The organism is Larkinella rosea (assembly GCF_003858635.1).
Lineage (GTDB): Bacteria > Bacteroidota > Bacteroidia > Cytophagales > Spirosomataceae > Larkinella > Larkinella rosea.
This window is the reverse complement of record NZ_RQJO01000008.1, coordinates 1164590-1184383: the sequence shown is the minus strand read 5'-3', so window position 1 is coordinate 1184383 and position 19794 is coordinate 1164590. Positions and strand designations below refer to the sequence as shown.

Genomic DNA, 19794 nt, shown 5'->3' with positions numbered 1-19794 from the left:
TCAGGCGGTTTTGTAGCGGAAATTTTCGCGGTATAGTTGAATAAAACTTAGCAAGTAGACCACGATAACACACTCCAACATACCAACAACAGTAAGGTTTGTCTGAAAAAAATGAACCCTTGCAGAACTATCTCCTTGGAATGGCAAGCCAAGTAACATTTGAAAAATATTCACAATAAAAACTGCTCTCGCATTCAAATGAGCCCAGGTAATTTTACGGCTGCTACTACTTAATTCACGGCTTTTTAAGTAAGAAAACCCTAAAATGCCTAATGGAATGAGTACGACAAAATAGGTGCCGATCAAAGTAGTTCGAGCCGAAATGAAAGGAGTTACGATGTAAATTAGAACGCCAATTAAAACCGTCGTTACAATCGTCGGCCAGCGGAAATAACTCTTTAAAATTTCCAGATGTCGGGCAGAAACCTGCTTTTTAATATTCTTCTCAAAGTCCCGCTGAATGGCATTCAAACCGGGTCCCGCGCCCAGCTCTGCCCAGGCATACGAACTGGCGTGTTCAACATCATGACCTTCTGCCATTTTTTGCTCGGTCAGTGTGGCATAATGGTCCAGAAGCTCATTTTCAACTTCTTCGTACTCGATATGAGCGAGTGTACGAAGATCGTACCGGAGCCTACTGAGTTGATAGGACGTCAGCATGGGCGAAAATTAGGCGGTTTTGATCCGTTTTTTGGTGTATTTCATAAAGAGCTCCAATGTGCTCATATCGTATAAAAAGAACACCATACAAATCAGCGTCGTAAAAACCGGATGAAATCCCTGAATCAATTTTTCGGGCAAAAACAGTTGCGAATAATAGCCAATAAATAAAGCAGAATTTACGCCTTGCAATGCCATTCGACCAACACCGGATTTATGCCAGTAAGCCAATTGCCGAAATGCCAGGACGTAGGACATAAGAAGGATAACCAGAAACACTCCTCCTAGGTAGATTGATTTTAAAAAGAGCGGGTAGGTCGTATTTAAAAGATAAAAGGCAATCGCAACAAAAACCGTCAGAGAAAGTCGTGGAAATCGAAAATAACTGCCCAGAATCGATTTAAAATGCCGGAAATATCCCCGACTTTGGTTCGTGTAGTAATCTTCTTCCATCTTCAGCAGCCCCTTTCGTCCGCCGAATCCTTTGTGAATGTCGAGCAGGGCCAGATCAAATGGAATATCGTTCGCCATGCGTTCTTCGATAGCGTTCGCGTAATGATCGGCCAGTTCGGCAATCAAATCTTCGTTGAGCAGCCAGTTGTCTTTCCGCAGGTGGCGGTCGATCGCCCGGAGTTGGTCGGTGGTCAGTGTCATGTCAAATAGCCGGTTTTAGTGGGTCCAGCCCACGGTTCAACAGTCGTTGCAAATTCTCCAGCATCGCGCCCAGTTCCGAAATCCGGCTCACGGCTTCGGTATGGCCGTCTTTCGTCAGCGAGTAATATTTCCGCGCTCGCCCTTCTACCACCTGGGTTTCGGTCGTCAGCAAACCTTCCGCTTCGAGTTTGTGCAAAGCCGGGTACAACGCGCCCTCCGTGATCGACATCTCGCCCGCCGTCAGGGCTTTTACCTTCTGCGTAATCTCGTAGCCGTACATGCGCTCCTGCTCCTCCAGTAGTTTCAGGATTATGACGGACAAACTGCCTTTAAGTAACTGCTGATTGTTGCTCATATTCACAAATATAAGGAAAAGATCGTATACATAAAAATATTAGGTATACTTTTAAGCTAGGCATTGCGAAGAATAATCACTGTTATCATAGTCCATCACCGTAATCATAGTCTTCTATGTATCTTTGCACCACATGAAAACCTATTTTCGCTTACTTTCCTACGCCCGACCGCTGGGCCGCTTTCTGGCGCCGTTTCTGCTTACGTCGTTGTTAGCCAGCGTGTTCGGGGTATTGAACTTTACGCTGCTGATCCCGTTACTGGACGTTCTTTTCGATAAAATAGACCCGGTCAAGTTGCAGGCACTCCTCAACCAACCTCCCCCAAAGTTGTCGTTTGAGACGACGCCCACGGAAATCTTTCAATATTATTTCGCGCATTTTTTCCGACAATACGGCAAACTCGGCGCCCTGCAGTTCGTCTGCGTGATCGTGGTGACGACGGTTTTGCTGAACAATCTATTTAAGTATCTATCGGTCAGGCAACTGGAAGGATTCAAAGCCCGGATGGTGGCGCGGTTGCGGGAGACGGTTTTTACCAAGGCCATTCAGCTACACCTCGGTTTTTTCTCGAGCGAACGCAAAGGAAACCTCATCGCCCGCACCATCACCGATGTGCAGGAAGTCGAAAATTCGATTGCCAACAGCCTTTCGGCGGCTTCCAAAGAGCTTTTTTTGCTGGTTGCCTACGTCATTACGCTGTTTAGCATTTCGGTCAACCTGACGTTTTTTGCGTTGCTGGTCATCCCGGTTTCGGGCGGTTTTATTGCCATGCTCGTCCGGCGCATGAAACAGGATGCGCAGGCCGGGCAACAGCGGCTGAGCGGCATTCTGAGTTTGCTCGACGAAACCTTCGGCGGAATGCGCGTCGTGAAGGGCTTCAACGCCGAACCGTTCGTAACTCAAAAATTTCAGACCGAAAACGATGGGTATCGCAAAGCCGTGCGGTCGCTGGCCAACCGGCGCGAGCTGGCGTCGCCCTTTTCCGAATTCATGGGCATTTCGGTGGTCGCCATCATTTTACTTTACGGCGGTTCGCTGGTCCTGACGCACCAGTCGGATTTATCCGCGTCGGACTTCATCACGTTTCTCCTGATTTTCTCGCAGGTAACGCGCCCGGCCAAGGAAATTTCCAATGCCTTCAGCGGTTCGCAGCGCGGAATTGCGTCGGGCGAACGCGTGCTGGAACTGATCGATACCGTGCCGGTTATTCAGGACAAACCCAACGCGATTGAACTACCCGGTTTTCGACAAAACATCGAACTTCAGAACGTTTCGTTTGCATACCAGCCCGACCGACCGGTTTTGAAAAACATCGGTTTTACGCTCGAAAAAGGCAAAACCATTGCCCTCGTGGGCTCGTCGGGAGGGGGAAAATCGACCATTGCCGACCTGATCCCGCGTTTCTACGACCCCTCCGAAGGCCGGATTCTGATCGATGGCGTAGATTTACGGGATTGCACGATGCATTCGCTCCGTAATTTAATGGGCATCGTGACCCAGGAAAGCATTCTGTTCAACGATACCATTTTCAACAACATCGCGTTCGGCAGCACGGCCACGGAAAAGGAAGTAATGCGGGCAGCCGAAATTGCCAACGCCCACGAATTTATCATGGCCCAGCCGCAGGGTTACCAAACCATGATCGGTGACCGGGGAAGTCGATTATCGGGCGGGCAGCGGCAGCGCATCAGCATTGCCCGGGCGGTTTTGAAAAATCCGCCCATTCTGATTCTGGACGAAGCCACTTCGGCGCTGGATACCGAATCGGAAAAGCTGGTGCAGGAAGCATTGACCCGGCTGATGGCAAACCGGACCACGCTGGTGATTGCCCACCGACTTAGCACCATTCAGCACGCAGACGAAATTCTAGTGGTGCAAAACGGCGAAATCGTCGAGCGCGGTACGCACCAGGACTTGCTGGAACTGGAAGAAGGGTTTTACCGGCGACTGACGGTTTAGTAGCTTTTCCGGGCCTGGTAACAAATCCGGTGAATAAAGCTCAGTTTTTCCATAACACCCGGCGGAATGACAAACGGATACAGATCCGGATGCCCCATGCTGCGGTTCAGGTTGTTCATGGCAAACGACAGCGGCCCCCACAAATCCATCAGCGTCTTGAAATTTTCGGGATCGTACGGATCGATTTTTTCTTCCTGAACCCCGTTCACCGAATCGATAACCGACTGAAATTGAAGACTTAACCCGAAGGCATAAGCCGTTTCCAGCGTATCCAGAATGTGCAGGTAATGCGCCCAGGTCTCGGCCCAGTCTTCCCACGGGTGGGCGCTGGCGTAGGCGCTGATGTAGTTCAGATTCCAGCCCGCCGGTGGCCCCTGCTGGTAATGGTTTCGCAACGCATCTTTGTAACTCTGGCGCTCGTCGCCGAACAGTTCGCGGTAATTGTCGATCCGGTCGGTGTTTCGGATGAGACGATCCCAGTAATAATGCCCGATTTCGTGCCGGAAATGGCCCAGAACGGTTCGATACGGTTCGTCCATTTTCTGGCGGGTCATTTCCCGTTCGATGTCATCCGCTTCCACAATATTGATGGTAATCAGGCCCCGCATGTGGCCGGTTCGGACGCGTTTCTGAGTGCCATCGGCCAGAAAATCGAACGAAAGCCCCCGCTCCGGATCGAGCGATTTGCCGATGATCGGCAGTTTCATGCGCCGGAGCGAATAAATCAGCCGGTGTTTGGCGGTTTCGATGACTTTCCAGCGCTGCAAATAGGCTGGTTTGCTCAAATTGGGAATGGTCCGGTTCAGCTTGCAGGCTTCGCAATACCGCGAGTGACCGTCTTCCACCAACCAGTTACAAACGCCGTATTGGTGATTGGCACAATAGCGATACAAGGTCTCATCCTGACCGTAAATCTGGAATGTCTCAGCATCCTGCGCTATTAGCGGAAGCAATTCCAGCTCACGGGCCACAAAACCGAGTGGGTATTCACAGTGCGTACATCGGCTATTCTCGAAATAGTTCGGTTCTCCGCAGTGCGTACACTTAAAATGTTTCATACCTAAACAGACAGGAATTTTGTATTCCCCATCCAAACCTTTCAGCTCAGTAGTTGATCCGGTTTCAAGTTTATTAATTTACAAAGCAAACTATACCATTCATTAACAACGAGCCGATTAAGTGCCGTAGGCACGACATGGTTGTAGAAGAACAAGCCCCCGAAATTCGTTCCCGTGGCTTTAGGTACGCAATTAGCGGGAGAAGGTTGCGTATCTACAGGCACGGTGGAAAGTGAGAACGACTTATTTTCTATCGCACCGGCGACCCGGAAACATTCGTCCGCTATGCGGCCAAAAATCATGTCGCTTGTGTCATTTATAGTTTACGGTTTCGTAAATCATGCAAATAACATACTGAACGTCTGAAAACGATAAACGATTTTTAACTGTCATTGTAACATCTTCCAGTCAAAATGGTTCGCTTGTCGCTACTTTATTCTCCGTTATAATGCAAAAAACCGGCCAGACCTCAATCACATTAATTATTCATAGTCAATAAGTTACCGTAAAATACAACAAAGAAACAGTCAATACCACCGTTGAACGGCATCCGTCAGCGCATCGGGTCGGGTAGCGGTTACGTTGACCAGCCCGAAAGCGGGTTCACCCCGGAGCATTCGCCAGCGGAAATCGAACTGGCTGATGGTGCGGCAGGTGCCGTTTGTGAACCACCAGGCCGTATACAGTCGTTCGCGCCCGCGCTGAAGCGTTCCGCTGTAAACCCGATGCCCTCCGATGAGTTCCTCTTCAATCTTTCCAAATTCGTAACCACTTCCCCGCCAACACACCGCCGGGCTGTGTTCGGCACTGTAGGCCGTCCGAACCGGTTTTATGTAAACCAGCGACCCGGTTTTGCTGTATTGGCTGAAGCCGTTTTCCAATTGTTTTTTCGTATACCCCGCCGGAATCGGAAACGTGACCGACGAATTCGGCTGACTCCGCTGAACCACCCCAAACCCGGCCAGCCCCATCAAGCCATAGAGCATTGCCAGCCGCGTCCAGCCCAGACCCAAAACCGGCGGCCGCGGCTTTCCGACCCGCTCGTAAAGCCGCGGCAAGCCCCAGGTCAGCGGAATCAGCAGGTACACTACCAGACACGCAATGCCTATGGCATCGTGCAACGGATTTTCGGGTGCAATCCGGAAGATCACTAATGCCAGAATCCGCAGTAAATTGGTCAGTATCAGCAACATTCCGACCCCACCGGCAACTCCTGTCAGCCAGCCGAACGAGAGATACGTTCGCGTGCGGTTTTCCAGATGAATGATCAGAAACAAGCCCGTTAGCGCCGACAAACCGGTCATTTGCAAACCCATACAGGCCGGATCGACCGCAAAATCGACGCCATTCAGCCGGATAAGGTTGCCATTTGCAGTGGCATCGGCACCCAAAGCCTGTAAAATGGCCACAACCCACGCGCTCAGTTGCAGCCGGATCGGGAAACCAAAAACCGCCGTCACCCACCGCAAACCGGGCGATGCCAGCGCCAGGCCGCCGAGCAGGACGGTCCACCGGCGACGGGCGGGCGTCAGCAGCACATAAGCCGCCAACGCCAGTCCGAGCCCAAAGGTCAGGTCAAAGGCCCACATAACCGCCTTTTTGCCAGAGATAAAAAATCCAGATGGCCGCCAGAAAAAGCAAAGCCCATTCGTGCGGTTCCGGCACCGCACCGGTATTTTTCAGCGTCGCATTGGCCAAACCGTCTTTTGATTTCTGAATACCGAAACGCTCATAATCGGCCTGGGTTTCCAGCACAATCAGGCTCGAAACGGGCGAAACGACGTTGGCTTGCAGGGCTTCGGCCGAGAGCGAGTCTTTCATGTAATTTTTCGAAAAATAATTCCGCCCAATCTGGTTCAGCAGATGGTTGTAGGCATACAACCGAATCAAATGATCGGGCGCTTTTGCCTGAGCCGGTTTGGCAACAGTTTCGGGCGTTCGGGTAATCAGCAGACCAGCCTGTGGCAACATAACCGACTGATCGGTAGCCATTTGCTGAATAAACCGGTTTTGTTTTACCAGCGTTTGTAATTCGCTGATGGTGCCGTAATCCGTTTGCAGAACGCCTAGTTCGCTCAGTGTTTTGACCAGATCCGACGGTTTCGACAGGCAAAACGTCCGCAGCGCCGGGCGGTTTTCGGCCTGCCGATTCAATGATTCGCCGTACGGACTAAGAGCCAGATCTTCCAGTTGTGGCCCCACTTCCGAGCCTTTCGTGACCAGCAAAGCCGTTGCCGGATCAGGAATACGATAGAACGGAAATACGCTAAACCGCTGCTTCAGAAGCCGTTCGGTCAATTCGTCACGGTTGTCTTTGGTCAGTTGAACCAGTCCTTCGTCATACACCCAAACCGGACGGTTTTGGGCCAGATTCATCACTTCATCTATTTCGGCTTTGGTCCAGGCCTGATTCAGATCGAGGAAAACCGCTTGCGGCCTGAACGCTTCCAGCGTCTGCCGGGCGGGTTCGACAGCGTAGGTGTTACCGCCAAAACGGAATCCACCAGCGGACAGCTTGGGCGCATCAAACCGGATTTCCCAGGCCGATTGATAATCCGCGTTGCTGAGCAGTTGTTTTTCCAGCGGTTTGTCAAAAAAACCGGGTTCCAGAAAGTCTGGCAGATCGGTGTGCAGCGGTTTTTGCGAGAAATCCAGCTTAACGGTTTCCGTTGCTTCCTGCGTGTCAGGACCCTCGAACCAGGCATTTTCGTAGACCAGTTGCTGCGGTCCATCCAGCCGGTTTTCCAATCGGAGGGGTGAGGTGATGCCGATTTTTACCTGTCGCTCGCCATAAGGCAGGCAGGGAAAAACGCGCACCGTCACCCGGTTTCCTTCCCGCCAGTGAACCACCGACGGGTCACGCCGTTCGACGCCTACAATGGTCCGGTACGCCGTATCGGCTTTGGCTTTAGTCGTCAGCACGCCTTTCTCTTCGCGACCGTCAATCCAAAGCGAGAGTGACGTGACCACTGAACCAACCGGCAGGTGAAAGGTATACAGCGCTTCCTGCTGCGTCTGGCCACCATTCCGCACGTGCAGCGTTTTTTCGGTATACGCCAGGCGGTATTCGGGATAGATCCGGGCCTGTGTCAGTACGTTGGTCGTTCGCAGGTTCGTACCCGCCCATAGCCGTTCTTCGGTCAGGTGTCTTGAGGTATACAGCATTCCAATGAGTTTGTCAACATCCATCGTCAATTCCCGTTCGGGTTTCTGAAAAGCCGTGGCCATAAAAACCAGTGGATCATGGCGTTGCAGTTCCTGCTGCCGCCCAAAAATGGAATTCATGCGACCACCCGACTGACTGAACATCGAACCGGTTTTCAGATACCGTTCCGTTACCCAATCGGCCGGAAGTTGCTGCGCCAGCAGAACCCACGAGGGCAGTTCGTCGTCATTCCGGGCCAGAACCGCATTCGAGGTGTAGCGAATCTGGGTGCTGATTCGGGACCATTTAACGAGAAACCAGCCCGTTATCACCAATGGCACCAGCAGCCCAAACACAATCGCCGGTCGCCGGTGCTCGTGGTCGTTCCAGCTTCGAATCAGGATCCGGCCAATGGCAATGGTGATGAGTAACGGGATAAAAATATGGCTGCCAATCCCCAATATAAACAGCCCCAAAACACCGAAATGATAATAAGGACCGACGTAAATTGTCTGGTAAAAAAACAGCCACCAGACCATCGCCAGTCCGAAGATCAGCAACTGTTGCCCGCGCACCGAAAGCCCTTCCAGCCAATTCTCACCAACCATCAGGATTCCGGCCAGCACCAGCATACCCTGCAGCCACGACACCGATTGCTGAAAAACCGGCATCTCCCGGTTCAGGGCGTAGGCACTGATGAGCCACAATACCAGTGCCAGCATGCGGGCCGGACGTCCCTCTTCCGGTTGAGCCTTGAAAAACCGCAACTCCTTACTATACAACAACACAACGGTATACAGAACGGCGATCAGGTAATGGGCGATATACACGGACGAATTTCGGGGAAATCCGTTTTGGGCAACGTAGTGATCGAAGAGCGCAAATAAGAGCGTCGAAAACGTTACGCAAAGGAAGCCCCAGTAGAAACTCGGTTGCCGGAAAGCCAGCCACCACCAGGGCGCCTGGTTGACCGGGATCGAAACCACTTCGGGCTGTTCAAGCGGTTGGGGAGATGGGGTCGAGCGATCGGGCTCGGTCCGGATTGGTGTGAAAGATGTGTTCATGATTTCCGGTTTAAAAGAACTTTGTAAAACAAAGTAAAAGAAAACCGATTGTCAATCTCAGACCCTAATTTATTTTAACTCACTCTACAATTACCTGATTACAAACAAGATAGCTATTTGTTGCCGTTATTGTTTGCTGGTTACCTCTTGAAATAATACCGCACGGGTACGCTTGGCTAAATCAAGTGCAAAAAATATTTATTAGTAAATAAACGTTTACTTATTTTAAACCGTTATCTCATTACACCCCGAAAAAGCTCACCATGAGACCGAAGAATTTAGAAAAAGAGGAAGCCATCCGCACCGTTGCGCTGCACATCATTGCGGAGGAAGGGCTGGAAAATCTGAGCATGCAACGACTGGCCAAAGCCGCCAACGTCTCCCCCCGAACGATCTACATCAAGTACGAAAACAAGGAAGATTTTCTGATCAAACTCTTCATCGAAGAAGTGCTGGGGGCTTATGAACAAGCGGTTTTGGAAAATTTCAGTCCGGAACTGGGTTTTAGCGAAGGCGTGAAAAAAATCTGGCTGAACACCTTCCGGTATCTGACCCAAAACCGCCCTTCGTTTGCTTTGCTGCAATACGGCAAATCGTCCCCCTTGCTGAATCAGGCTTACCAGAAAGCCGGTATCCGGGAAGGGCAATTCTTTGCGCCGATTCACCGGTTTCTGGAATCGCACGCAACCGCCGGAATTATTCGAAATTTTCCGACGGATGTCCACCGGGCGTTGCTGTTTTCTCCCCTGCTTGATCTGGTCAATGAATATTTTGATTACCAGTCCCGTCCGACGCAACTCATCACGGAGGAACTGGTGCTGGCGTGCTGCGAGGTCGTGACGAAAGGCATGTTGAAGTAAAAAATAAAAACCATGAATGTGATTAAAAATAAGAAAATAGCGATCGTGGGCGGTGGCCCCGGCGGGTTGACTCTCGCCCGATTATTGCAGTTGCAGGGCGCCGACGTAACGGTTTATGAACGGGATGCGCACAAAGACGCCCGGCCCAAAGGCGCAACCCTGGATTTGCACGAGGAATCGGGCTTGCTGGCGTTGCAGGAAGCCGGTTTGATGGATGCGTTTCGGGCGAATTACCGGCCCGGTGCCGACCGGTTGCGGATTGTCGATAAAACCGCCACGATCGTTTTTGACGACTCCGACAATGCGGCCGACGAAGCCACCCGGCCGGAAATTGATCGGGGCCCCTTGCAGGCCATTCTGCTGGATTCGCTGCAGCCCGGCACCGTGATTTGGGACAGTCATTTCGCAGCTATGAGCCCGCAAAACGGTTCCTGGAAACTGGAATTTAAAAACCGCGCGTCGGTCGTTGCCGATCTGGTGATTGCGGCCGATGGCGCCAACTCCAAAATCCGTCCGTACATCACGCCGATTAAGCCGTTCTACTCCGGTGTTACGATCGTGGAAGGCGCGGTTAATCAATCGGAAATCGCCAGTCCTAGGGTGCATCAACTTTTGAATGGCGGAAAAATCTTTGCGATGGGTAACGAAAAAAGCCTGATTGTCAGCTCGAAAGGCGACGGTAGTCTGGTATTTTATACGGGTACGAAAACCGCTGAAAACTGGAGTCGGGAGAGCGGCATCGATTTTTCGGACAAAGCGCATGTATTGGCCTGGTTCAAAACCGAGTTTGCGGATTGGGACGAAATCTGGCAGGAATTGTTCGAAAACGCCAGTTCAGCATTTGTGCCGCGCCCGCAGTATTGCATGCCGTTCGACCAGACCTGGGACGCTTTACCGAACCTGACGATGCTGGGCGATGCCGCGCACCTGATGCCGCCGTATGCCGGAGAGGGCGTCAATATGGCCATGCTGGATGCGCTGGAATTAAGCCAGTGCCTGACCAGCGACGGTTTTTCGGACGTTCAATCGGCCATTGCCGCCTACGAAAAACGGATGCGGCTCCGGGCCAGCGAAACCGCCCGCCAGACGATGGAATCGACCGCGGCCCTGCACTCACCGGATGCGATTGCCTTTCTGCTGAATGTGCTCAGTTAAGTCTAATCGATCATTTTCGGCGCAACACTAGAGAAATGATTCCCAAACCGCTCAGCGGAATCAGCGGATCGAGCCAGGAACCACCGGAACCAAAGGCCAGATTGATCAAAGCAATCAACACGCCCCCAACGGCCCAGGCGATGCCGGTAGGGACCGACCACGCCATGATCTGGAGGTTTACTTCCACAATGCCCATCATGCGGTTGAAAATCCAGAAGAGGCTGTCATTGAAATAACTAAAAAATAGCGACCCCATGGCCGCGGCCTGAGCTGCAAACAGCATATTCATTCCCGGAATTTGCGCCAGAATCGGTGCCGTAATCGACGCTGAGGTGATCATAGCGACCGTGGCAGAGCCTTGAATCAAACGAATGACGGTGGACACCAGAAACGGAATCATGAGGGGTGAAAAAGGCAGTTTGGCAATTAGCGCGGCCAGTTGGGTACCGGTGCCTGCTTCCCGCACCACAAAGCCCAGTGCCCCGCCCGCTCCCGTCACCATCAGAATGATACCCGCCGACTGCAGCCCTTCTTCCAGCCGCGCCGAACTTTCGTGACGATCGAGGTACGGAATCAGTGTATAAACCGCCAGTAACGTACTGATGCAGAGCGCAATGATCGGTGCACCGGCAAACAGCAGCACTTCGACAGTCCAGCGCCAAACCGCCGGATCTGTCTTGGTCGGCAACGGAAACAGAGTGATGATGGCTTTGATAAAGATGAGCAGAATGGGCACCAGAATGGGTAGTAACGACAGCGTTAAAGTCGGCAACGGGCGGTTTTCTGTCTCGCTGACCGAGATCGCGGGCATCGTTGGCAGGGTTTCGCCCGCCGTTGTTTCTTCCAGAAAACCGGCATATTTTTTGCCGAGCCATTGGCCATATACAATGAACGCAATCGTGCAGGGAATTGCCAATACCATTCCCAACAGCATCATCGCCCCAATGTCAACGCCAAACAGACCCGCGACACCCAACGGGCCGGGCGTTGGCGGAACCAGGGTATGCGTCACCACCAAACCACCGGCGAGGGCAATGCCCAACGTCAGCAATGAGCGGTTTCCTTTTTGGGAAAGGGCTTTGGCGATGGGAAAGAGGATGACAAAAGCCGAGTCGGCAAAGATGGGAATGCTGGCCAGATAACCGGTCATCGCCAGCGCCCACTCTTCTTTGCGGTTTCCGAGCCATTGGATAAACGAATACGCGATCTGTTCGGCAGCCCCGGAAACCTCCAGAATTCGTCCCATCATTACGCCCAGGCCGATGACAATTCCGATGGAGCCCAGCGTCGCGCCAAAGCCTTTTGTTATGGCGTCGAGCGTCTGGTTGACCGACAAACCGCCGGTGAGCCCGGCGATACAGGCCGCCATGATCATGGCGATCAGCGGATGCACTTTGGTGCGCAACACCAGAAAAACCAGTACAAAAACCGCAACGGTCAGGCCAATCAGGGGAACGGAAAGGTGCTGCATTCGACTACGCTTTGTGCTGAGCGATATATTGCGTGATAAACTGGTCAAAATCAGTATCAACCGTAAACCCAAGCTGCAGCGCGCGGGTATTATCCTCGGCACCGGGCCAACTATTCACCAGCACACGAATGGCCGGATCGGGCCGGAATTCGACCAAATCCCGGGTTTCTTTGCCACAAATCCGCTCCAGGGCGTCGAGCATTTCCTGCACCGTAACGCAAATGCCGGGCATATTGACGGTGCGCCATTCGCCGAAAACCGACGCGTCCAGCGTTCCCCCTTTCAGGATGTTTGCGATGATCGTATCCGGGCTCGACAACAGAACGGGCAGTTCGGGCGCAACGGGACAAACCGCCTTCTCGCCGTTAACGGGCTCGCGGATAATGCTGCTGACAAACGACGAAGCCGCCAGATTGGGTCGGCCGGGCCGAACACAAATGGTGGGCAACCGCAACACCCGCCCATCGACCATGTTTTTCCGGGTATAATCGTTGACCAGCAATTCGCCGATGGCTTTCTGAACGCCGTAGGATGAGTGCGGAGTAACGGCCATTTTATCATCGACAACGGCGGGAAGCGTTCCGCCATAAACCGCGAAGGAACTGGCAAACACAAACCGAATCCCCGGTTTTTGATGCCGACAGGCTTCCAGCAAGTGCCGGGTGGTATCCAGATTCACTTTCCAGCCCAGATCAAAGTCCTTTTCGGCGTGACTGCTTACCACCGCGGCCAGATGGAAAACGATCCCGGTTTCGGGCGTGATCAGTTTTTTTGCCGCATCCGGTTCCGACAGATCCGATTGGTAACAGCTTACCCGGCTGTCACCAATCGGATTAACCGGCAGCACAATATCGACCAGCGTTAGTTCGTCGAATTCCAGTGTGCTGGTTAACAGCGCTTTTGCCAGTCGTTGACCCAGGAAACCGGCGCCCCCCGTTATAATTATCTGCATAGATTTGTGGGATAATGTAGTTTTGAACAAAAACCGCTTACTCATTCGTAAAGAGCCATTTGCCGACCGGTTTATACTCTTATCAATAGGACTGAGTTTATAAAAAAGTGTAAAATGTATGTAGATCAGAAAATGGCGCAATTGCCTCCCGACTATCCGGAGAGTCTGCTGGCGTCCATTCAAGAAGAATTTCAGCGGAGCAACAAAACCATTGTTGTGCTCGACGACGATCCGACCGGCACTCAGACCTGTTCCAATGTAACCGTGCTGACAACCTGGCGCGTGTCGCTGATGGCGGAAGAACTGACGAAAAAACCGGCCATTCTGTTTATTCTGACTAATTCGCGCAGCCTGTCTGAATCCGACGTCGTGAAGCTTACCGAGGAAATCGGCACCAACCTGAAGCGGGCCGTTCACGAAAGTGGCCGGGAAATTGTGGTGATTAGCCGGAGCGATTCGACGCTGCGCGGGCACTTTCCGGCCGAAGTCGATGCGATTGCTGAAACACTGACGATGAAAAATGCCGTTACGGTTTTAATTCCGGCGTTTGTGGAAGGCGGTCGAATTACGATTGACGACATCCATTACCTGATTGAAAATCAGGAATTAATACCGGTCTCGGAATCACCCTTTGCCAGGGATGTGGTGTTTGGGTACAAAAATGCGAACCTTAAAAAGTGGGTGGAAGAAAAAACCGGCGGTCGGATCAAAGCGTCGGAAGTAAATTCCATCTCGCTGGAAGACATTCGGATCGGCGGACCGACGGCGGTTGGGGAGAGACTGAAACGTTGTCCGGAAGGAACGGTTTGTATTGTGAATGCCGCCAGTTACCGCGATCTGGAAGTTGTGGCGATGGGATTGATCAGGGCCGAAAAATCCGGGAGAACCTATTTGTACCGCAGTTCGGCCACACTGGTGCCGATTCGGGCCGGAATGGAATCCGGGAAACCGTATACGCCCCAAAAAACGGATGCGGTTTCGGCCAACGGCGCTCTGGTGATTGTGGGCTCGCACGTTCCGAAAACGACCCAGCAACTGAACTGGCTGCTGGAAAACGGAAACTACCAAGCCATGGAGGTGAATGTTGGGGAGATTCTGACGTCTGTCGACCTGGTAGCGCAGGCCCAAACCATCAGCCGGCAAACGGACCAATGGCTGTCGGCCGGAATGAATGTGGTGATTTATACCAGTCGCCAACTGGAAGTCGGTCTGGATTCGGAAAGCAGTCTGGCAATCAACGCGGCTGTTTCCGGTTTTCTGGTCAGCGTGGTGAACGGGTTGATCGTCCGGCCGAAATTTATGGTGGCCAAAGGCGGCATAACCTCCAGTGATCTCGCTACCAAAGCGCTCTCTGCCGAAAAAGCACTGGTTTTGGGAGCGGTCATTCCCGGTGTTCCGGTCTGGCAAATGGACGCAGCAAGTAAATTTCCGGGAATTCGTTACGTGGTTTTTCCGGGCAACGTGGGCGATGAAACGTCGCTGGAAGCGGTTTGCCGGAAAATGGAGGGGTAACGTTGTCGAAAATTTGATCAGGAGCGGTTTGATTCGGCCGAAACCTTGCCCGACCTGTACTTGTGCCGACTCCGCATTTCCCGCAGTTTCGCGTATTTCACCACCGGATACATTCCCGAAAACAGCGACCAGATAAAACCGGGGTAGCCATTGAGGAAATTACGCTTGATCAGGTATTCTTTGATGAATGTAATCGGAAAACGAAAAATCATCTGGGTGATGAACCCCCGATTTCCTTTGGCCTCCAACTCGTGCGCTCCGGCGGTGGTGTAGCGGTTGAATTTTTCGAAATAGTCGTGGATGCTCCCGTAGCTGTCGTGCAGCATGTGATTCGTCAGCTTGCCGACCGTGCCGTTCAGTACCACGTCTTCGTGCACCCGGGCGGTGTTGTAGTTGCCAAACCGCTTGTCGAAAAGCCGCAGGTGGGGCATTTTATATTCACCCCCATAGCGCATCAGCCGACCCAGAAACACCAGCGAAATCGGCACCTCAAAACCCCGGAAACTGAGCTGACCGGTTTCGACTTCCATGAGCCGAAGCTGGATTTCCGCCCGGAGTTCGTCGGTCATGATTTCGTCGGCATCGACCACCAGCACCCAGTGGTTACGGGCCTGACTGACGGCAAATCCTTTCTGCGACCCGAAACCGTCGAAGTCACGGTGGAGTGTCCGACAGCCGAACTGCCGGGCAATCGACAGGGTTTCATCAGCGCTGCCCGAATCGACCACCACCACTTCATCACACCACGTTAGTGCGCTCAGCACGTCCGGCAAAATACGGGCGGAGTTGAGCGTAATCATAACCGCGCTCACCAAGGGCGGATCAGGTAAGGGCAATACAGACATAAGGGGCCAAAAAATCGAGATAACGGTACAAATGACTGTTTTTCAATGCAAAAATCAAATTTTAGCAGATTTCCAAGAAGTTATTATTCAGTTATTTCAACAACTATTTGATAGCTATGTAGTTATTCCATAAGCGATTGACGAATTACTTTCACCCTGCATTTTTTCGGTTGCATTCCTCCGTCAATCCGATAACTTTGTTAGCTCGCTTTTTAATTTTCTGCACGTTACTTATACAAATACCTCAATAAGCTCATGGCTCAACCAGCAGCAATCGAACCGATTTTACAAGATGATCCACTGCGGTTCGTTCTTTTCCCGATCCGACACCACGACATTTGGAAAATGTACAAGCAGCACGAAGCCTCGTTCTGGACGGCGGAGGAAATTGACCTCTCGCTCGACCAGCGCGACTGGGAAAACCTGAACGACGGTGAGCGGCATTTTATCTCCAACGTGCTGGCCTTCTTTGCCGCTTCCGATGGCATCGTCAACGAGAATCTGGCGGTCGGTTTTCTGTCGCAGGTGCAATACGCGGAGGCCAAATGCTTCTACGGTTTTCAGATCATGATGGAAAATATCCACTCGGAAACCTATTCGCTGCTGATCGATACGTACATCAAAAATCCGGTCGAAAAAGATAAAATGCTGCGGGCGGTCGACACCATTCCGTGCGTGAAACGGAAAGCCGACTGGGCCATGCGCTGGATCGAAAACGGCACGTTTGTTGAGCGTCTGCTGGCGTTTGCGGCCGTGGAAGGTATTTTCTTTTCCGGTTCGTTCTGCTCGATTTTCTGGTTGAAAAAACGCGGGTTGATGCCCGGTCTGTCATTCTCGAACGAGCTGATCTCGCGCGACGAAGGGCTGCACCGCGACTTTGCCTGTATGCTTTACACCGAACACATCAAGAATAAACTGCCGGAGTCGGAGGTATACGCCATGATCAAGGATGCCGTCAGCATCGAGCAGGAATTCGTCAGCGAGTCGTTGCCGGTTTCGCTCATCGGAATGAACGCCGATCTGATGAAGCAATACATCGAATTTGTGGCCGATCACCTGCTGGTGTCGCTCGGTTTGCAGAAAGTGTATAACTCGACCAATCCGTTCGATTTCATGGATATGATCTCGCTGCAGGGCAAAACCAACTTCTTTGAGAAACGCGTGGGCGAATACCAGAAAGCGGGCGTGATGTCGTCGACGAAAGAAAAAGAAGATCAAAAAATCACGTTCGACGCTGATTTTTAATTCCTTAAATAACCAATAACTAAATGAGCCTGCCGGTTTTCCGACAGGCTCATTTTTTGAAACAACAGTTGATAACTCACTTAAAAAGTGTATCTACGAGATTCAAAAAAGTATTCTTTATTCATAAATAAGCAGAAAATGCATTTACAGAATAACAATTTATAAATGATGGAATATATTATATCAGCACATGCAAAACTTCGAATGGAAGAACGAGGTATCCCTATTGATATTATAGAAAACGTATTAGCAACTCCTGATTCAATAAAGGATGATGCTGAAGATGAGGATAAAAAAGTATATCAGAAGATTGTGTATCTTAGTGAAGAAAAGCCGTACTTGGTACGTATTTATGTAAACACGGGAAGAGAACCTAATGTAGTAATCACTGGTTACATAACATCGAAAATTGAAAAATATATATGAAAGTAAGATACGATAAAGAAGTTGATGTCTTGTATATCCGCTTGAATGATATGCCAATAATGGAAAGCGACGAAGACAAACCGGGCGTTATACTAGACTACTCGGAAGACGGACTCATCGTTGGTATTGAAATATTAGATGCATCTACCCGGATTAAGCAACCTACCAGTATTGATTTAGAAGTTGCATGACAGAAACGGTTACTACCCTAAACCGCCTGGACGTTATCGAATCCCTGATGCGTCAGAAAAAGCTGAAGAATTACCTCGAAATCGGCGTGGCCAACGGCCACATTTTTTTTCGCGTCAAAAGTCCGTTCAAACTGGCCGTCGATCCGGCGTTTTCGTTCGACCGGCTCCGGCGGATTGGCAAAGCGCTCATTAACCCGGCGAACCTCGCCAACCAGTATTTCGAGAAAACAAGCGATGCGTTTTTTGCGGAAGACGCCGACCGGGTCATTGGTAAAAAACCGCTCCAACTGGCGCTCATCGACGGCATGCACGAATACCAGTTTGCGCTCCGCGACGTCGAAAACACGCTTCGTTACCTGAGCGACGACGGCGTGATCATCCTGCACGACTGCAATCCGCTTACGCCCGGCGCGGCCGTTCCGTACGACGAATGGGTGGAAGGCCAGTGGAATGGAGATGTCTGGAAAACCATCCTGCACCTGCGCAGTCAGCGTCCCGACCTGAACGTGTTTGTGCTGGATACCGATCAGGGCCTGGGCATCGTGACCCGCCGAAAACCGGAAACGGTTTTGAATTTCACGCCCGCTCAAATCGATGCCCTTTCGTACGACGATCTGGCGAAAAACCGGGCCCACTGGCTCAACCTGAAGTCACCGGAGTATTTTTACACGTATTTTGGGGTAGAAAAGTGACGATTGACCATTGACCGCCGACCATCGTCGATGGTCAATCATCAATGGTCAATCGTCGATCGTCAATGGTCATTACTCTCCCCCAACACCGCCCACACCAGCTCGCTTTCGTAGCCTTTGCTGATGGCATAGCGGACCAGTTTCTGTTTCAACACCAACGGGCTTTCGCCCTGAAGGCTGCGTTTCTTTTTGTCGAGCAGATCAACGAGCGTCTGGCGGTAATCGTCCTGCTCGATTTCTTTCATGCCCTGCTCGAGGTTGTAACCGGTGATGCCGCGCTGTTTGAGGTGCTGCCGGATTTTGTGCCGTCCCCAGTGTTTCACCCGGAACTTGCTGCCCGCAAAGGTTTTGGCAAACCGTTCTTCGTTCAGGTAGTTTTGTTCGATCAGCCAGGCAATCATTTCCTCCGCTTCGTCGCCATCCACTTCCCACTCCTTCAGCCGTTCGCGAACTTCCCGTTGTGTGCGTTCCTGATAGGCACAAAACGAAGCCGCCCGGCGCAGGATTTCTTTGGTTTGGTCGGTCATAGTTGAGAGGATAGAGGATAGACGTGAGACAAGAGACAATCATTCGAAGTTTCTCTTGTCTCTTGTCTATCCTCTCTTGTCTATTTCAATTACCAGGTTCGTTTGCTCATCACTTTGTCCAGTTCGGGACGAGTCATCGTGCCCAATTCCGGGTGTTGGCCGAGCCACTTCAGAAATTCGGTTTTGATTTCGTCAGTCCACTGGCTGTCGATCTGGCCGGTCGTGTAGCGGTTCGATTTCACCATTTCGAAGCCAAACTGATCTTTGCGGGCTACGAATTCACAAGTGGTGACCACTTGTTCGGCCATGTGCGCCGGAACAAAGAGAACCCCTTCGCGCTGCGCAATGACCAGATCGCCCGGCAACACCATCGTGCCGCCCATCCGGATCGGTGTGTTGAGTCCCATCAACACCATTTCTTCCAGAAAAGACGGGTGAAAATCGCGGACAAATGCATTGAATCCTTTGATATTCTGCAACTCCTGCAAATCGCGGGCGGCTCCGTTGAACACGACCCCATTACCGGTTTTGCTGAAAATGGCATTTCCCAGGGTCGCGCCGACAAGCGTTCCCCCGCCGATTTTCCCAAAACCGTCGGCCACGTACACATCGCCTTTGGTCAGGGTTTCAATGGGCCAGGTGTTCGTATTTCCCTTGCGGCCCTGCTTGCTGATCCCGCGCTCCTTGATGTTTTTCTCGACATCCGGCCGGCTGGGCATGAACATCGCCGTTACGGCCCGTCCAGCCACCACCACGTCGTCGTGAATGAATTTCCAGCCGCCTTCGAACTGATTGGTATAGCCTTCGTTTTTTAAAACCGTCCAGGCGTCGTCGATTCCGATTTTTTTAGCCCGTTCCACCAGCGCATCCGAAATTTTTGGACGTCCGTCCGGAAACCGCTCGCCCTTCCATTCGGAAGTTAAAAACACCAGTTCGTCTTTCGGAATGGTTTGCGCGACTGAAACCTGAACAACCGTTACGAGGAAAAATAGAGCTACTAAAAGCGAAATACCGGATTTCAT

Annotated in this window: 19 protein-coding genes; 8 read left to right on the top strand and 11 right to left on the bottom strand. The window is 51.6% G+C overall.

Features of this window, described 5'->3' with window-relative positions; genetic code table 11:
- From EHT25_RS13655 to EHT25_RS13645, 3 genes are read right to left on the bottom strand one after another with little or no spacing between them, the layout of a single operon-like run.
- On the bottom strand, positions 1-660 hold the full coding sequence (locus EHT25_RS13655) for a hypothetical protein (RefSeq protein WP_124875347.1): 660 nt from the start codon (positions 658-660) through the stop codon (positions 1-3).
- A gap of 9 nt (positions 661-669) precedes the next feature.
- Positions 670-1314 carry a hypothetical protein gene (locus tag EHT25_RS13650; RefSeq protein ID WP_124875345.1) on the bottom strand — a complete coding sequence of 215 codons (645 nt, stop codon included), beginning with the start codon at positions 1312-1314 and terminating at the stop codon, positions 670-672.
- Position 1315: 1 nt separating this feature from the next.
- A complete protein-coding gene (locus EHT25_RS13645; RefSeq protein ID WP_124875343.1) occupies positions 1316-1669 on the bottom strand; it encodes a PadR family transcriptional regulator in 354 nt (117 codons plus the stop codon).
- 133 nt (positions 1670-1802) lie between these two features.
- On the opposite strand from EHT25_RS13645, the gene EHT25_RS13640 reads away from it, so the two are divergent.
- Positions 1803-3629 carry an ABC transporter ATP-binding protein gene (locus tag EHT25_RS13640; protein ID WP_124875341.1) on the top strand — a complete coding sequence of 609 codons (1827 nt, stop codon included), beginning with the start codon at positions 1803-1805 and terminating at the stop codon, positions 3627-3629.
- Here the strand turns inward: EHT25_RS13640 and EHT25_RS13635 are convergent.
- The 3 genes from EHT25_RS13635 to EHT25_RS13625 all read right to left on the bottom strand — a co-directional run bounded on the left by EHT25_RS13635 (position 3626) and on the right by EHT25_RS13625 (position 8896).
- Entirely contained in the window at positions 3626-4687 is a 1062-nt protein-coding gene (locus EHT25_RS13635; protein ID WP_124875339.1) for a zinc-binding metallopeptidase family protein, read from the bottom strand. The genes EHT25_RS13640 and EHT25_RS13635 overlap by 4 nt on opposite strands.
- 527 nt (positions 4688-5214) lie before the next feature.
- A complete protein-coding gene (gene xrtN / locus EHT25_RS13630; protein WP_124875337.1) occupies positions 5215-6276 on the bottom strand; it encodes an exosortase N in 1062 nt (353 codons plus the stop codon).
- Positions 6263-8896, bottom strand: coding sequence for an XrtN-dependent VIT domain-containing protein (locus tag EHT25_RS13625; RefSeq protein WP_124875335.1), 2634 nt, complete (start codon positions 8894-8896; stop codon positions 6263-6265). The genes xrtN and EHT25_RS13625 overlap by 14 nt, the downstream gene beginning before the upstream one ends.
- 263 nt (positions 8897-9159) lie before the next feature.
- Here EHT25_RS13625 and EHT25_RS13620 point away from each other — a divergent pair, with 263 nt between their 5' ends.
- Together EHT25_RS13620 and EHT25_RS13615 are read left to right on the top strand one after the other, a co-directional pair.
- Positions 9160-9756, top strand: a complete 597-nt coding sequence (locus EHT25_RS13620; protein ID WP_124875333.1) for a TetR/AcrR family transcriptional regulator — start codon at positions 9160-9162, stop codon at positions 9754-9756.
- A 12-nt stretch (positions 9757-9768) separates the two neighbouring features.
- Complete coding sequence (locus EHT25_RS13615) at positions 9769-10911, top strand: FAD-dependent oxidoreductase (protein ID WP_124875331.1); 1143 nt, start codon at positions 9769-9771, stop codon at positions 10909-10911.
- 10 nt (positions 10912-10921) lie between these two features.
- Here the strand turns inward: EHT25_RS13615 and EHT25_RS13610 are convergent, their stop codons facing one another.
- On the bottom strand, positions 10922-12382 hold the full coding sequence (locus EHT25_RS13610; protein ID WP_124875329.1) for a GntP family permease: 1461 nt from the start codon (positions 12380-12382) through the stop codon (positions 10922-10924).
- A 4-nt stretch (positions 12383-12386) separates the two neighbouring features.
- On the bottom strand, positions 12387-13334 hold the full coding sequence (gene denD, locus EHT25_RS13605) for a D-erythronate dehydrogenase (RefSeq protein ID WP_124875327.1): 948 nt from the start codon (positions 13332-13334) through the stop codon (positions 12387-12389).
- A 114-nt stretch (positions 13335-13448) separates the two neighbouring features.
- Here denD and EHT25_RS13600 point away from each other — a divergent pair, with 114 nt between their 5' ends.
- Positions 13449-14846, top strand: a complete 1398-nt coding sequence (locus EHT25_RS13600) for a four-carbon acid sugar kinase family protein (RefSeq protein WP_124875325.1) — start codon at positions 13449-13451, stop codon at positions 14844-14846.
- Positions 14847-14863: 17 nt separating this feature from the next.
- Here EHT25_RS13600 and EHT25_RS13595 read toward each other — a convergent pair whose 3' ends face one another.
- Positions 14864-15691: a glycosyltransferase family 2 protein gene (locus tag EHT25_RS13595; protein WP_124875323.1), complete on the bottom strand. Its 828-nt coding sequence runs from the start codon at positions 15689-15691 to the stop codon at positions 14864-14866.
- A gap of 255 nt (positions 15692-15946) precedes the next feature.
- On the opposite strand from EHT25_RS13595, the gene EHT25_RS13590 reads away from it, so the two are divergent.
- The 4 genes from EHT25_RS13590 (at position 15947) to EHT25_RS13575 (ending at position 18245) form a co-directional block, all read left to right on the top strand.
- On the top strand, positions 15947-16936 hold the full coding sequence (locus EHT25_RS13590; RefSeq protein WP_124875321.1) for a ribonucleotide-diphosphate reductase subunit beta: 990 nt from the start codon (positions 15947-15949) through the stop codon (positions 16934-16936).
- Between the two features lie 165 nt (positions 16937-17101).
- Positions 17102-17362, top strand: coding sequence for a DUF4258 domain-containing protein (locus tag EHT25_RS13585; protein WP_124875319.1), 261 nt, complete (start codon positions 17102-17104; stop codon positions 17360-17362).
- Positions 17359-17553 carry a DUF2283 domain-containing protein gene (locus EHT25_RS13580; RefSeq protein WP_124875317.1) on the top strand — a complete coding sequence of 65 codons (195 nt, stop codon included), beginning with the start codon at positions 17359-17361 and terminating at the stop codon, positions 17551-17553. Before EHT25_RS13585 ends, EHT25_RS13580 begins: the two co-directional genes overlap by 4 nt.
- On the top strand, positions 17550-18245 hold the full coding sequence (locus tag EHT25_RS13575) for a class I SAM-dependent methyltransferase (RefSeq protein WP_124875315.1): 696 nt from the start codon (positions 17550-17552) through the stop codon (positions 18243-18245). Before EHT25_RS13580 ends, EHT25_RS13575 begins: the two co-directional genes overlap by 4 nt.
- Positions 18246-18307: 62 nt before the next feature.
- On the opposite strand, the gene EHT25_RS13570 is transcribed toward EHT25_RS13575, so the two are convergent.
- Together EHT25_RS13570 and EHT25_RS13565 are read right to left on the bottom strand one after the other, a co-directional pair.
- Positions 18308-18772: a regulatory protein RecX gene (locus EHT25_RS13570; RefSeq protein WP_124875313.1), complete on the bottom strand. Its 465-nt coding sequence runs from the start codon at positions 18770-18772 to the stop codon at positions 18308-18310.
- An 89-nt stretch (positions 18773-18861) separates the two neighbouring features.
- Entirely contained in the window at positions 18862-19794 is a 933-nt protein-coding gene (locus tag EHT25_RS13565; protein WP_124875311.1) for an RraA family protein, read from the bottom strand.